Origin of the sequence: Vibrio sp. 10N.247.311.47, from assembly GCF_041467535.1 — a bacterium.
Lineage (GTDB): Bacteria > Pseudomonadota > Gammaproteobacteria > Enterobacterales > Vibrionaceae > Vibrio > Vibrio crassostreae_C.
In genome coordinates, this window is record NZ_JBFSUR010000027.1 from 22,664 (window position 1) to 36,536 (window position 13,873).

The 13,873-nt window shown below is 45.7% G+C and carries 13 protein-coding genes; 1 reads left to right on the top strand and 12 read right to left on the bottom strand.

Features of this window, described 5'->3' with window-relative positions:
• Positions 1 to 67 precede the first annotated feature (67 nt).
• Positions 68 to 1,387: a 23S rRNA (uracil(1939)-C(5))-methyltransferase RlmD gene (gene rlmD / locus AB6E51_RS17205; RefSeq protein ID WP_017068695.1), complete on the bottom strand. Its 1,320-nt coding sequence runs from the start codon at positions 1,385 to 1,387 to the stop codon at positions 68 to 70.
• A 165-nt stretch (positions 1,388 to 1,552) separates the two neighbouring features.
• Here rlmD and barA point away from each other — a divergent pair, with 165 nt between their 5' ends.
• Positions 1,553 to 4,366, top strand: coding sequence for a two-component sensor histidine kinase BarA (gene barA, locus AB6E51_RS17210; protein WP_229648158.1), 2,814 nt, complete (start codon positions 1,553 to 1,555; stop codon positions 4,364 to 4,366).
• A 125-nt stretch (positions 4,367 to 4,491) separates the two neighbouring features.
• On the opposite strand, the gene acpS is transcribed toward barA, so the two are convergent.
• From acpS to rpoE, 11 genes are all read right to left on the bottom strand, one after another.
• On the bottom strand, positions 4,492 to 4,872 hold the full coding sequence (acpS, locus tag AB6E51_RS17215) for a holo-ACP synthase (protein ID WP_017059039.1): 381 nt from the start codon (positions 4,870 to 4,872) through the stop codon (positions 4,492 to 4,494).
• Positions 4,873 to 4,941: 69 nt separating this feature from the next.
• The gene (gene pdxJ / locus AB6E51_RS17220; protein WP_017059040.1) at positions 4,942 to 5,679 is read right to left on the bottom strand and encodes a pyridoxine 5'-phosphate synthase; all 738 of its coding nucleotides are present in this window, start codon (positions 5,677 to 5,679) and stop codon (positions 4,942 to 4,944) included.
• Positions 5,676 to 6,404, bottom strand: a complete 729-nt coding sequence (recO, locus tag AB6E51_RS17225) for a DNA repair protein RecO (RefSeq protein WP_019826299.1) — start codon at positions 6,402 to 6,404, stop codon at positions 5,676 to 5,678. The genes pdxJ and recO overlap by 4 nt, the downstream gene beginning before the upstream one ends.
• A gap of 102 nt (positions 6,405 to 6,506) precedes the next feature.
• Positions 6,507 to 7,478 carry a GTPase Era gene (gene era, locus AB6E51_RS17230; protein WP_017059042.1) on the bottom strand — a complete coding sequence of 324 codons (972 nt, stop codon included), beginning with the start codon at positions 7,476 to 7,478 and terminating at the stop codon, positions 6,507 to 6,509.
• The gene (rnc, locus tag AB6E51_RS17235) at positions 7,471 to 8,148 is read right to left on the bottom strand and encodes a ribonuclease III (RefSeq protein WP_017066012.1); all 678 of its coding nucleotides are present in this window, start codon (positions 8,146 to 8,148) and stop codon (positions 7,471 to 7,473) included. The genes era and rnc overlap by 8 nt, the downstream gene beginning before the upstream one ends.
• Before the next feature lie 26 nt (positions 8,149 to 8,174).
• Positions 8,175 to 9,071: a signal peptidase I gene (gene lepB, locus AB6E51_RS17240; RefSeq protein WP_372057949.1), complete on the bottom strand. Its 897-nt coding sequence runs from the start codon at positions 9,069 to 9,071 to the stop codon at positions 8,175 to 8,177.
• 97 nt (positions 9,072 to 9,168) lie between these two features.
• A complete protein-coding gene (gene lepA, locus AB6E51_RS17245; RefSeq protein WP_017059045.1) occupies positions 9,169 to 10,962 on the bottom strand; it encodes a translation elongation factor 4 in 1,794 nt (597 codons plus the stop codon).
• Positions 10,963 to 11,099: 137 nt separating this feature from the next.
• Positions 11,100 to 11,570, bottom strand: a complete 471-nt coding sequence (locus tag AB6E51_RS17250) for a SoxR reducing system RseC family protein (RefSeq protein WP_017059046.1) — start codon at positions 11,568 to 11,570, stop codon at positions 11,100 to 11,102.
• On the bottom strand, positions 11,567 to 12,529 hold the full coding sequence (gene rseB, locus AB6E51_RS17255) for a sigma-E factor regulatory protein RseB (protein ID WP_017059047.1): 963 nt from the start codon (positions 12,527 to 12,529) through the stop codon (positions 11,567 to 11,569). Before rseB ends, AB6E51_RS17250 begins: the two co-directional genes overlap by 4 nt.
• Positions 12,526 to 13,149, bottom strand: coding sequence for an RseA family anti-sigma factor (locus AB6E51_RS17260; protein ID WP_372057950.1), 624 nt, complete (start codon positions 13,147 to 13,149; stop codon positions 12,526 to 12,528). The genes rseB and AB6E51_RS17260 overlap by 4 nt, the downstream gene beginning before the upstream one ends.
• A 26-nt stretch (positions 13,150 to 13,175) precedes the next feature.
• Positions 13,176 to 13,754, bottom strand: a complete 579-nt coding sequence (rpoE, locus tag AB6E51_RS17265; RefSeq protein WP_372057951.1) for an RNA polymerase sigma factor RpoE — start codon at positions 13,752 to 13,754, stop codon at positions 13,176 to 13,178.
• Between the last annotated feature and the right edge of the window lie 119 nt (positions 13,755 to 13,873).

A 13,873-nucleotide genomic window follows, 5' to 3' on the forward strand; every position in this document is an offset into this window, starting at 1 on the left:
CATATTGATATCAGCGCAGGTGTCCCTGCGCCTTTGTCATTCATTTTTAAGCCTTATTTACGGGCCTTTAAGCCTTGATAAAGAGAGCCATCGATTCTAAATGGCTAGTGTGTGGGAACATGTCCAACATACCCAGTTTGGCTAATTGATAGCCTTGTTTTTCTAAGCTCTCAGAATCTCTAGCTAGAGTAGCAGGATTACACGAAACATAAACCACACGCTTCGCTCCTAACGCTGAAATTTGATCAACGATCCCACTCGCTCCCGCACGTGCCGGGTCAAGCAATACTTTATCGAATTTCTCTTTTGCCCAAGGCTGTGAAGATAAGTCTTCTTCAAGGTTAGCTTGGTAAAATTCTGTATTGCTTAACTGGTTTAACGCTGCATTAGATGCGGCTTGCTGAACCATTTCATCAACGCCTTCTACACCAACCACAAACGCCGATTGTTGCGCGATAGGCAGACTAAAGTTACCGAGACCACAAAACAGGTCTAGCACTCGCTCATCCGCTTGAGGCTCTAGCCACTCAATCGCTTGAGCCACCATCTGCTGATTCACTTTCTGGTTTACTTGGATAAAGTGGTTTGGCTCAAACGGTAACGTCACGCCAGTTTCGCTGTAAGAAGGTGTATCGCCGACTAAGCGAACCAACTTATCGGTTTCAGGCATCGAATACAGCGTAGCGCCTTCTTCTTTTGCTAACGCAATCAGCGCTTGCTCATCTTTTTCAACCAGAGGCTTAAGGTGACGTAGCACCATAACAGGGCCAGTATCGCCCAACACCAATTCAACGTGTCCTAAAGACGTAAGGCTGTTGAAAGTGTTCAGTAAATTTTTCAGTTTTGGCAGCAACACATTAAGGCGAGGATCAAGCACGGCACAGTCGGTGATGTTTTCAATCTGCTTACTCTGCTTCTTACGGAAACCGAATTGAAGCTGTTGTGTCTTCTTATCAACAAATAGGCTGATACGTGCGCGACGTCGATAACCGGTTTCATCACCGACAATAGGTTGTGCAACTTCAGTGTTCGCCGTTTGGTATTGGCTCATCAGGTGCGTCAGAGATTGCGATTTATGCTCAACCTGAGAAGAGTAACCTAGGTGTTGAAGGTGACAGCCACCACACTGATTAAAGTGCTTACAAAACGGCTTTAAACGCTGCTCGCTCGGCTTCAATAACTTGATGAGTTTAGCTCGCGAAAACTTACTTTTGCTCTCAGTAAGTTGAATAACCACCTGCTCACCGGGCAATGCGCCATCAATGAAAACCGGTTTATTCTTTTGATAAGCGATGCCAGCGCCATTGTGATCCATTCGTTCAACCAAAACCGATTGATGCTTGGTCTCGAGTTGAGTTTTCTTTTTTGGTTGGAAAAAACGTGCCATTGCTTGTGCCTAATGTATCTTTTAATAAGTAATTGGTATCCAGGACTCACTATTATGTCTTGGAATCATTGTCGAACGTCACGGCTTTGATTAAGCTTACCGTTCACTTAACCGCCATTGTGTGCGTTATTTTCCCATATCCAGACCTCGATGTAATTAAAGAACATGACCAGATATGGCTTAAGAGCCCGTGTAATTACCTTAACTCTAGCTCCAACCCTGATTATTGGGTTGCTATTGAGTGCATTTTTCTCATTTAACCGCTATCAAGACCTTGAAGGTCAAGTGGTTAACACTGGTACTAGCATCATTGAGCCACTTGCGATTGCGAGTGAATCAGGCATGAAGCTCGAAAGTCGAGAGTCTGTTCGTCAGCTTATTAGCTATGCGCATCGAAAGAATTCTAAGCTAGTGCGCAGTATCGCGGTGTTTGATGAGCGTCATGAGTTGTTTGTAACCTCAAACTTCCACCCCGATTTTGAAAGCCTGACCTACCCCAAAGATAAACCGATCCCGCATTTAAGCTCATCGAACCTTCTCGATAATACGCTGATCCTGCGGACACCTATCATCGCCGAAGGCCAGTACATCAATTCAGCCAACGGTCAGTCTCAAGCTAATCAAGCGATCGGCTACATTGCGATTGAATTAGATCTTTCATCACTTCGATTGCAGCAATATCAAGAAGTGTTCTCTGCATTCTTAGTGTTGATTCTCGGGCTTGGTTTATCGGGTGTGTTTGCGTTCCGCTTAATGCACGATGTCACTCAACCGATCACACACATGAAAAACATGGTCGACCGAATTCGTCGAGGTCACCTAGATGTGCGTATCGAAGGTAAGATGCATGGTGAGCTAGACTCGCTGAAAAACGGTATCAATGCGATGGCGGTATCGCTATCAGAGTATCACGTCGAGATGCAGCACAGTATCGACCAGGCCACATCAGATTTGCGTGAAACTCTTGAACAGCTTGAGATTCAAAACGTTGAGTTAGACATCGCGAAGAAACGCGCTCAAGAAGCGGCTCGTGTTAAGTCTGAGTTCTTAGCGAATATGTCTCACGAATTGAGAACGCCGCTGAACGGTGTGATTGGCTTTACTCGTCAAATGCTCAAGACTCACCTATCGAACAGTCAAACCGATTACCTGCAAACCATTGAACGCTCGGCAAACAACCTGCTTAGCATCATCAACGATATCTTGGACTTCTCGAAACTTGAAGCCGGTAAATTAGCCCTAGAGAACATCCCATTTGAATTCCAAGCCAGCCTTGAAGAGGTAGTAAACCTTCAAGCAACCAACGCTCATGAGAAAGGCCTAGAACTGACACTGAAGATCGACCCTAAAGTACCGCCAGGTGTGGTGGGCGATCCACTGCGTATTCAGCAGATCCTAACCAACCTAGTGGGTAACTCAATCAAGTTTACCGAGCGCGGCAATATTGATATCAGCGTTGAGCTGCGTTCACAAAGCGAAGACAACATCGAGCTGCAGTTCATGGTTCGCGATACGGGTATTGGTATCTCGGAGCGTCAACAAGCTCAGCTGTTCCAAGCCTTCAGCCAAGCCGATGCAAGTATCTCTCGTCGCTATGGTGGTACAGGCTTAGGTCTGGTTATCACCCAAAAACTGGTCAGCCAAATGGGCGGAGAGATCAGCCTAACCAGTCGTCTTCACCAAGGCTCTACCTTCTGGTTCACCTTGAGACTATCAACGACTGATATGCCGATGACAGAGCTGATTGAGACGCAGTGTCTGCAAGACAAACAACTGCTGCTTATCGAGCCAAACATGCAAGCGGCATCGATTACTCAGCAAATCCTAACCCAAGAAGGCTTAGTGGTAACGTATCGTTCGGTGATGCCAGATGAGACGACCTCGTATGACTACGTTCTGCTTAACCTAGCCGCCAACCAAGAGTATCAATTTGATACTGTGAGTGGTTGGGCGATCGGTGCGAAGAAGATTGCTCAAAACGTGATTATTGGTACACCAAGTACCGAGCTAGCGTTGGGTGAGCAACTAATGAAAGAGGTCGATGTTCAGTGCATCACCAAGCCTCTTTCTCGTAAGAAGTTGCTGCAAACTCTGGTATCGAATCAGGCACCTACCTTGATTGCACCAGCGATTGAAACGCATTCTGAAGAGAAGTTACCGCTTACTGTGATGGCAGTAGACGACAACCCAGCCAACCTTAAGTTGATTACCGCGCTGCTTAAAGAGCGTGTAGAAACCGTCATCAGTTGTACCAGTGGTCAGCAGGCGATAGACAAAGCGACAGAGACGCCATTTGATATCATCTTCATGGATATTCAAATGCCACAGATGGACGGTGTAACCGCTTGTCAGAACATCAAAAAACTGGCGAACAATGCGAACACTCCAGTGATTGCCGTGACCGCACATGCAATGATTGGCGAGCGTGATCGACTGCTTGAAGCGGGCATGGATGACTACCTAACCAAACCGATTGAAGAGCATGTTTTACAGCAGGTTCTGATTCATTGGAGCCCGACCTCTGAGGTTGAGCACATCGAAAAAATAGATCCAGACCACCCAGCGGTCTCCGCTGAAGTCGACAACGGTCCGGTGTCAGAAACTGAAGCCAGCGTGCACACAAACATCATCATTGATTGGCAAGCTGCGATGAAACAAGCCGCCAATAAAGAAGACCTCGCACGCGATATGCTGCAAATGCTCGTCGACTTTATTCCAGAGGTGTATGAGGCAGCAGACAAAGCGATAGAAGACAGTGACTATCCAGTTGAAGAGCTGATACACATCATTCACAAGATGCATGGCAGCAGCTCGTACAGCGGCGTACCAAGGCTAAAATCGGTATGTGCGACAATAGAGAAAGAGCTGCGTTCAGGTACTTCTGTTGAAGACATTGAACCTGAGCTTTTCGAGCTTCAGGATGAATTAGATAAGGTTCAAGCAACCGCGATTCACTACTTGAAACAGGCGAAGGCCTAGCGGGTACTTGTTACTCACTAGTATTCTTTAGAGGGTTTACCCGCCAATAAAAAAGCAGAGCTCATGAGCTCTGCTTTTTTCTGTCTAGAGCCAAGAGCACTAGATATAAAGTCGCGATAATCTGTTTACGATTCGAGTAACACCGTTGCCACAGCGTAGTGACGCTCATCCGAGATAGTCAGATGAATCGATGTTGTGCCATTCGCCTCTGCGATTTCACGCGCTTTCTTGTGTAAGCTCAATACTGGCTTACCATGCTCATCGTTTGAAATCTCAAAGTCGTGGAAGGTAACACCCAGCGCAATCCCCGTACCTAACGCCTTAGATGCAGCTTCTTTAGCAGCAAAACGTTTTGCAAGGTAACGGCCTTTTTGCTTCAACTGTTGGAATACTTCAAACTCAGAATCCGTCAAAATACGCTGAGCAAAAGCGTCGCCACTTCGCGACAGCGCCTTCTCGACACGTTCGATTTCTGCGATATCTGTACCTAATCCAACAACTGCCATGTTTCCTCTACTACTTAACTTCTGTCTAATGATTAACTGTACATCGCTTAGTGCCGACGACTTGCCGAACTAAGCGTTGTTACGTGCTGTTTCCATGATTGCTTTCATGTCTGCAACGGCTTTGTTTAAGCCATCAAACACTGCACGTCCCATGATCGAGTGACCGATGTTCAGCTCGTAGATCTCTGGAAGTGCCGCAATCGGTGCTACGTTGTGGTAAGTCAGACCATGACCCGCATTGACTGTGATACCTAAGTCATCTGCATAGCTTGCGCCTGCTGCGATCTTCTTAAGCTCGTCTTGTTGATCTTCTTCTGTCTTAGCATCAGCATAGTGACCCGTGTGCAGTTCAATGAACGGTGCGCCACACGCTTTTGCAGCATCGATTTGCTCACGGTCAGCATCGATAAACAGAGATACCTTGATACCTGCTGCAGACAGTTTTTGTGTCGCCGCTTTGATCTTCTCTAGTTGACCAACTACGTCCAAGCCACCTTCAGTGGTTAGCTCTTCACGTTTTTCAGGAACCAGACAAACAAACTCAGGATTAGTATCGAGTGCAATTTGAACCATCTCGTCCGTTACGGCCATCTCCAAGTTCATGCGAGTTTGAAGTGTTTCAGCCAGAATACGCACATCGCGATCAACGATGTGACGACGGTCTTCACGCAGGTGAATAGTAATGCCATCTGCACCAGCACGTTCAGCGATTTCAGCTGCGTGTACTGGATCTGGGTATTTAGTACCACGTGCATTACGTAGTGTTGCAATATGGTCGATATTAACGCCTAAAAGGATTGAGCTCATTTTCCAATACTCCGTGCTCTGGAGAGGGCTATTGTTGGCATAAATAGCTCTCTACTTTTTAATGGTTTGCCGCCAAGATACGGCTTTAAGGCTATGCGTGTAAAGCGTTTTGCCGCTTTTAACTGCTCTTTAGTGATAAACCTACGTTCGCTGATTGCAATAAGTTCATCGCCCATAAAAGTCAGGTTATCTCGACGTACTGAAGCGATGAAACCTTTCTGCTCTCGATAGCGATAAGTCATGCTCGGATCAATCGCTTCGCCAGTGCCCGCGCAGTGTAAAAAGTCGACGCCGTAACCCATAGCAGATAATAGAGCCAGCTCAAAGCGACGCAGTGCTGGCTCAGGATTATCATTATGCGCCAGCTCTGTTAAAGCATGAAGATAGTCGTGAAAAAGTGCAGGCATCGGTACTTCCGCCATCAATACCCGACCGATAAGCTCGTTCACGTACATGCCTGAATACAGATTAATACCGGCGAGAGGGAGCCCCAAGCTGATGGGTTCAGCTTGGCGTAAGGTTTTCATCGAACCATTACCAGACCACTTAAGCAATAGCGGCGTAAAAGGTTGTAATGCACCTTTCAAATTGGAACGCTTGCTGCGAGCGCCTTTAGACATCAACGTCACCCGACCGAACTCTTCGCTGAAGACGTCCAAGATCAGGCTCGACTCACTGTATGGTCGACGGTGCAACACAAAGCATCGCTGTAACCCTTCGCTCAATCACTTACCCTTATTACAGATACAAAAAGAGAGAGTTCGCACTCTCTCTTGGGTTTATCTTCAGTTCAACTTTCTTAATCTCAGAAAGTGACGTTCAATATATTATAGATCGTCGATGTAGCCTAACGAGCGAAGTGCACGCTCATCATCAGCCCAGCCAGATTTAACCTTGACCCAAGTCTCTAGGTAAACCTTACGGCCGAATAGCTCTTCCATATCGATACGCGCTTCACGACCAATCGTTTTGATCTTCTCGCCCGCTTTACCAATCACCATTTTCTTCTGGCCTGTACGCTCAACAAGAATCAGTGCATTGATGTGGAAGCCATCGTTATCTGGGTTGTAATCGAAACGTTCGATTTCAACCGTTACCGAGTAAGGTAGCTCGTCACCCGTAAAGCGCATCAGCTTTTCACGGATAATTTCAGAGGCCATAAAACGTTGCGAGCGATCAGTCACGTATTCTTCAGGGAAGTGGTGTGTCGCTTTAGGTAAATGTTCACGTACGTGCTTACGCAGTACATCAATATTTTTACCTTGCTTCGCTGAGATTGGCACTACATCAATGAAGTCCATCTTCTTAGAGACTTCCATCATGTGCTGCATCACGTTAGTACGGTCTTGAACGTTATCTACTTTGTTGATGCAAAGTACAACTGGGAAGTCAGTCTTCTTCAGTTTGTTCAGAACCATCTCATCGTCGTCAGTCCAGTGAGTACCATCGACAAGGAAGAATACTAGGTTTACATCACTCAATGAGCTGTTCGCCGCACGGTTCATCAAGCGGTTGATGGCACGCTTTTCTTCAATATGAAGTCCAGGAGTATCAACAAAGATCGCTTGGTAATCACCCTCAGTTTCAACGCCCATAATACGGTGACGTGTCGTCTGTGGTTTACGTGATGTAATAGAAATCTTCTGACCCAGAATATGGTTCAGAAGCGTCGACTTACCTACATTTGGGCGACCGACAATAGCGATGAAGCCACAGTGTTGGTTTTCCGGTAGGCCTGTTTTTTTGCTATCAGATGAAAAGAATGCATCGATATCGAAATCTTGGTTGTTATCAGACATTGCTTAGTTGCTCTAATGCTGTTTCAGCAGCCGCTTGTTCTGCCTTGCGGCGGCTAGTGCCTTTACCGATAACAGGTTTATCCACACCTGCCACTTCACACTCAACCGTAAACTCTTGGTTGTGTGCTTCACCTTTAATATTAGTCACTGTGTAGACAGGTAGAGGATTTCTTCGACCTTGCAAAAACTCTTGTAGGCGAGTTTTCGGATCTTTTTGAGATACTCCAGGCTGAATAGCATCTAGGCGAGATTGGTACCAGCTTAAAATAATGCCGCGAACCGTCTCGGTATCACTATCTAAATAGACAGCGCCGATGACCGCTTCAACCGCATCCGCTAGAATAGAATCACGACGGAAACCGCCACTCTTCAACTCACCTGGACCTAATTTTAAGTAATCTCCTAGTTCGAATTCACGACCTAGTTCTGCCAATGTATGACCACGTACTAATGTTGCGCGCATGCGGCTCATATCACCTTCGTTTACCTTAGGAAAACGGTGGTAAAGATCATCAGCGATAACAAAACTTAAAATTGAATCGCCCAGAAACTCAAGACGTTCGTTATGTTTACCTGCGGCGCTGCGGTGAGTCAGCGCCAAGTGGATAAGATCGGCATCATTAAACTGATAGCCAATCTTTCTCTCTAGTTTATCAATTGGAGAATTCATGCTCTCTCGATGTGTTATGTGATCGATTAATGAATCCCACCGATGCGATTAAAACGCACACCAGTAGGAATCCATGTTGGAAGTATACCGTCTGAACCGCGTTCGAATTCGAAGCTGATCCAAATAGCAACAGCCTTACCAACAAGGTTTGCTTCAGGGACAAAGCCCCAGTAACGGCTATCGGCACTGTTGTCACGGTTATCACCCATCACAAAGTACTGGCCTTCTGGAACGACCCATTCATTAACTCCATTGCGAGGCTGATATGCTTGCACACGATCACGACGTAATGGGTTAACTAAAATCTGGTGCTCTACGTCTCCAAGCTGTTCGTTCAGCTGAATCAGAGGCACACCATCTTGAATAAATTGACTTTCTTCAACGTTACTTAGTTTCACTGGTTCACAGCTACTTGTACCCTTCGCCTGAATACAGATCTCTTTACGACTGCTGTAGCGAATCGTATCACCTGGCATACCGACAACACGCTTAATGTAGTCAATGTTCGGCTGAGGTGGATACTTAAATACGATTGAGTCACCGCGTTCTGGTTTGCCTGTTTCTACCAATTGAGTTCGCCATACTGGGTCTTTCAGACCGTACGCGTACTTCTCTACCAAGATGAAATCACCAACCAAAAGGGTTGGCATCATCGAGCCAGAAGGGATTTGAAACGGTTCATAGATGAATGAACGCAAGATCAAAACAAATGCAATTACCGGGAAAATGGACACACTGTTCTCAACCCACCAAGGCTGAGCCGTAACTTTTGCGCTGATTTCAGCGTCTAGGCCATTCGATTGTGCTTCAACGTCAGCAAGCTTTTGCTGGCGCTTCTTCGCCCACACAAACTTTTCCAACGCCCATACAATGCCGGTTACTAGAGTTACGATCACTAAGATAAGCGAAAATGTGTTAGCCATTGATATCCCTTAAATTTCATTTCTTTAAAAATAACGAAAGTGAAAGAGTAGCGAGCTACTCTTTCACTCTAAATTATTCGTTTAATGCTGGATAAAGTTAGTCTTTTCCAACATGAAGGATTGCAAGGAAAGCTTCTTGAGGCAGTTCAACGTTACCGATCTGCTTCATACGCTTCTTACCTTCTTTTTGTTTCTTAAGAAGTTTCTTCTTACGACTGATATCACCACCATAACATTTTGCGATTACGTTCTTACGCAGTTGTTTCACTGTAGAACGAGCAATGATGTGGTTACCAATCGCTGCTTGAATCGCGATATCGAACATCTGACGAGGGATGAATTCTTTCATCTTCTCTACCAGTAGACGACCACGAGACTGAGCAATATCTTTGTGCGTAATGATAGCTAGTGCATCAACTGTTTCGCCATTCAGCAGTACGTCTACACGTACCATGTTTGATGGCTCGTAACGTTGGAAGTTGTAATCCAATGATGCATAGCCGCGAGACGTTGACTTCAGACGGTCGAAGAAGTCTAGAACTACTTCTGCCATAGGAAGATCGTACGTCACAGCAACTTGGTTACCGTGGTAGACCATGTCTACTTGTACGCCACGCTTCTCAACACACAGTGTGATTACGTTACCTAGGTAATCCGAAGGTACCAGAATATTACAGCGTGCAATTGGCTCACGAATTTCTTCTAGGTCATTAACCGCTGGCAGTTTAGCCGGGCTATCAACGTAAAGAACCGTTTTATCTGTTTTTACAACTTCATACACTACTGTTGGAGCAGTTGTGATTAGGTCTAGGTCGTATTCACGCTCTAGACGCTCTTGGATGATCTCCATGTGAAGCATTCCTAAGAAGCCACAACGGAAACCAAAACCAAGTGCTGCTGAACTTTCTGGTTCAAAGAACAGTGATGCATCGTTCAGGCTTAATTTGCCTAACGCGTCACGGAAGTTTTCGTAGTCATCAGATGATACAGGGAATAGACCAGCGTATACCTGAGGCTTCACTTTTTGGAAACCAGGTAGACGTTCAGTGCTGCCGCCTTTTGCAAGCGTCAACGTATCACCAACCGGTGCACCTAGGATGTCTTTAATACCACAAACAACCCAACCTACTTCGCCAGTATTTAGCTCTGTAGTATCGATTTGCTTAGGCGTGAAGATACCTAGACGGTCAACACCCCATACTTGGTCTGTCGACATTACTTTGATCTTATCGTTCTTCTTCAGCTTACCGTTTTTGATACGAACCAAAGAAACTACGCCAAGGTAGTTATCGAACCAAGAGTCAATGATCAACGCTTGTAGAGGCGCTTCAGGATCACCTTCCGGTGGCGGGATTGCCGTCACGATGTTTTCTAGAACATCATCAACACCCAAACCTGTTTTCGCAGAACAGCGAGTCGCTTCCATCGCATCGATGCCAACGATCTCTTCGATTTCTTCAGCAACACGTTCTGGTTCAGCAGCTGGTAGGTCAATCTTGTTCAAGATTGGCACTACTTCCAGTTCCATTTCGATTGCTGTGTAACAGTTTGCTAGAGTTTGTGCTTCAACACCTTGGCCAGCATCCACTACAAGTAGTGCGCCTTCACAAGCCGCTAGAGAACGAGATACTTCGTAAGAGAAGTCTACGTGTCCAGGAGTGTCGATAAAGTTAAGTTGGTAAGTTTCACCATCTTTAGCTTTGTAATCTAAAGTCACACTCTGCGCTTTAATTGTAATACCACGCTCGCGTTCTATATCCATAGAATCGAGGACTTGAGCTGCCATCTCACGTTCACTTAATCCTCCACAAACTTGGATTAAGCGGTCAGAAAGGGTCGACTTACCGTGGTCGATGTGGGCGATAATCGAAAAATTACGAATGTGCTTCATAGGCTTGGTGTGACTAAACTCTTTGAATAGGGATAATAAGAAAGCCGCGACGCGTCCAATCTACAGTCAGCATTGGTGGCGGCATTTCAATCAAGTTGGCAGATTCTACCCAATTTAAGGGCAAGAAGCATCATAAATTAGACGAGAGACTCACCTAGGATTCGAATCAAGACGACTTCTTGCTTGGATTTGTCTTCCATGGGTTTGGCTAACCGCTTCGCTAAGGCAATCCCACCAGCAGTAAACAGTGCTGCACTTAAGATAACAATGCCCTCGCCCCCCTGGAGTAAGGGTTGTAACAAGAGTTGCCCAAAACCAGCACCAATCATCAACATGAAAAGTGGGATGAGATAAACAATCGCCGCCGACTGAAGTAGGCTTTTTTCTGGAAAGCCAATTTCTACGATTTGTCCAGCTTTGACTAAGCTTTTGGTTTTAAGCTGCCAAAACAAAGATTTATTGCCAACAGCCTTGGTCACAATACCCGTACCGCAGTTTTTTTGAGAAGAACAGCTGCTACAACTGGTTTGTTGTTCGCAGCTCAATTGAACAAAGTATTGCTTACCTTTTTGTTCAACCGAGCTAACGGTCGCCAGCGCGGTCATCATTGCGCTTGTACCGATTTATTAAATGTAACTGACTGAGCAATACGTTTTGCAGTTGCCGGCGGAATGTCACCAACCACAGAGATCTCTTTATCGCCAATCACTAAGCTGTGCAAGGTTCTACGCCCTTGACGCACCAGCTGCCCTTTCAATGAATGCTCATCTTTTTCCGCGATATAAACCGAAAAGTTAAACAGTCCATCACTGAAAAGCTGACTTTCAACCATTTTATCGGTCGCAGCCATTTGATAGCGGCTAAGCTCTTTTGATTTAAACCCTTCAGGAATCCACGACGCTTGCCAGTTAGTTTCACTCACTAAGCCTTCCGGTAATGATAAAACTTTCGGCAATTGAGCTTGGCTCAAGCCACCCATAGCCTCAGCAATCTTATCGTTCACCACGTAAGAGATAGTGCGGTACTGTTCAAGCACTTCGCCATCACGATCCAAAAGGTCGGCACGCAAAGGAAGATTCGTTTTTTCGTCTACCCAAACCACGTAAGAGTAGCGAAGGCCATCTTTCGGCACGACACGCAGCACTTGAGTGGTGCTACCTGCTTCACGAGAGCGACCAACTTTCACAAAGTCGTAGTACTGATTCAGAGATTCGATATCTCGATTAATCATCGGAATAACAGGCGCAACCATGCTGCCTGACTGAATCGTAAATGGCTCTGTACCCGGCTCGATGTAGCTAACTTCGTTGCCACGTCGAATGACTTCACGAACAGGGCCGCTTAGATAAACAAGGTGTGCAAGTTGTTGGTCGTCGTTAACCGCATGGCGATAAACAAGAGGCTCAATACTGCTCTTCTTTATCAAAATGTAGGAGAGTTCGTAATTTAGATGCTGACTGGCCTCGTTCATTTGATGCAACAAGGCCTTTGCAGTGGTTTCCTCTGCAAAGGCTGTTGGAGACATCAAGCTGAACAGTGTCAGTGCACTGACCAGGATTTTCTTCATTCAATGTCCGATTCTAGATGTGCATCTTGCATTGGCGATGCATCACTGTTTAATCTTAGCTGCAGCTCATAATCTTCTAACAATGCATGAACGCGTTTGCGCTGCTCTTGCAAGTTAGCTTCAGATGCTGGTTTCTCAACAGAGTCACGCGTTAAACTTACTGGTTCCGCAGAACCGGCAAATGGAATCGTCTGGAGTACAGGCAACTGCTCTGGTGCTGCAGGGTCGCTACCACCATATTGTTGAACACCTAATACAACGGCTAATGAAACACACGCTGCCACGGCAACTTGTCCAAACTGTTGTAACCACGCCGGAAGCTGACGCTTCGCTTGCTGAGGTTTAGGTTGCTCTTCAATTGGAGCAACAGTAGGTTCAACATTCACTTGGTGCAGGTTCGACATTGAACCATGTGCAGGCTCGTTCTCAAGCGCTGCCGCTACACTATTAGCAATGTTCCACTCTGGAGTTTCTGGCGAATCCCCACGCATAACATCACCAATTAAATGGTAACTCTGCCAAGTATCCATGCTTTCTTGATCAGATTCTAGATCTACAATGAGAGCTTTAACGATCGTTTCACCATCCATGAGTGCCGAAAGCTTTTCTTTATCAGCCATTATTTTCACCATAATTATTACAAGTTCTAGCGTTGCAAAAGAGGTTTGATTTTCTTTTCCACCGCTTCACGAGCTCGGAAAATACGCGAACGTACGGTTCCTACAGGGCAATCCATTACTTCTGCAATCTCTTCGTAGCTCAAACCTTCGAGCTCTCGCAACGTCATTGCAGTTTTTAAGTCTTCTGGTAGCGCTTCAATCGCTCCAAAAACAATTTGTTTCAATTCTTTAGACAGCGTTAAGTTCTCAGGGTTCGATATTTCTTTTAACGCGCTGCCTGTTTCGTAATATTCTGCATCTTCTGCATCTACATCGGTTGCTGGCGGCCTACGGCTTTGGGCAACGATATGATTTTTAGCAGTGTTCACGGCAATTCGGTATAACCATGTATAGAAGGCACTCTCGCCACGAAAGTTAGGTATCGCGCGGTAAGCTTTAATAAAAGCTTCTTGTGCTACATCAGGTACATCACCGGAATTATTCACGTATCGAGAGATAAGATTACAAACTTTGTTTTGATACTTAACCACTAGTAAGTTAAATGCCTGCTTATCTCCACTCTGAACTCGCTCAATCAACACTTGATCGGTTAGCTGCTCGTTCATTCGAGCGGGTACTCCTATTGTTATAACCCTCACCTTCACAGATATGGGTACTAATTATGCGAAATGTAGTATTGACACCACCGTCTACAAGAGCACTATTGTGACTAAGCCAAATACCG

What these genes read in the sequence shown, in the direction of transcription:
- rlmD (WP_017068695.1), bottom strand. Translation starts at nt 1,387, where the DNA reads ATGGCACGTTTTTTCCAACCAAAAAAGAAAACTCAACTCGAGACCAAG.
- barA (WP_229648158.1), top strand. Translation starts at nt 1,553, where the DNA reads ATGACCAGATATGGCTTAAGAGCCCGTGTAATTACCTTAACTCTAGCT.
- acpS (WP_017059039.1), bottom strand. Translation starts at nt 4,872, where the DNA reads ATGGCAGTTGTTGGATTAGGTACAGATATCGCAGAAATCGAACGTGTC.
- pdxJ (WP_017059040.1), bottom strand. Translation starts at nt 5,679, where the DNA reads ATGAGCTCAATCCTTTTAGGCGTTAATATCGACCATATTGCAACACTA.
- era (WP_017059042.1), bottom strand. Translation starts at nt 7,478, where the DNA reads ATGTCTGATAACAACCAAGATTTCGATATCGATGCATTCTTTTCATCT.
- rnc (WP_017066012.1), bottom strand. Translation starts at nt 8,148, where the DNA reads ATGAATTCTCCAATTGATAAACTAGAGAGAAAGATTGGCTATCAGTTT.
- lepB (WP_372057949.1), bottom strand. Translation starts at nt 9,071, where the DNA reads ATGGCTAACACATTTTCGCTTATCTTAGTGATCGTAACTCTAGTAACC.
- lepA (WP_017059045.1), bottom strand. Translation starts at nt 10,962, where the DNA reads ATGAAGCACATTCGTAATTTTTCGATTATCGCCCACATCGACCACGGT.
- AB6E51_RS17250 (WP_017059046.1), bottom strand. Translation starts at nt 11,570, where the DNA reads ATGATGACCGCGCTGGCGACCGTTAGCTCGGTTGAACAAAAAGGTAAG.
- rseB (WP_017059047.1), bottom strand. Translation starts at nt 12,529, where the DNA reads ATGAAGAAAATCCTGGTCAGTGCACTGACACTGTTCAGCTTGATGTCT.
- AB6E51_RS17260 (WP_372057950.1), bottom strand. Translation starts at nt 13,149, where the DNA reads ATGGCTGATAAAGAAAAGCTTTCGGCACTCATGGATGGTGAAACGATC.
- rpoE (WP_372057951.1), bottom strand. Translation starts at nt 13,754, where the DNA reads ATGAACGAGCAGCTAACCGATCAAGTGTTGATTGAGCGAGTTCAGAGT.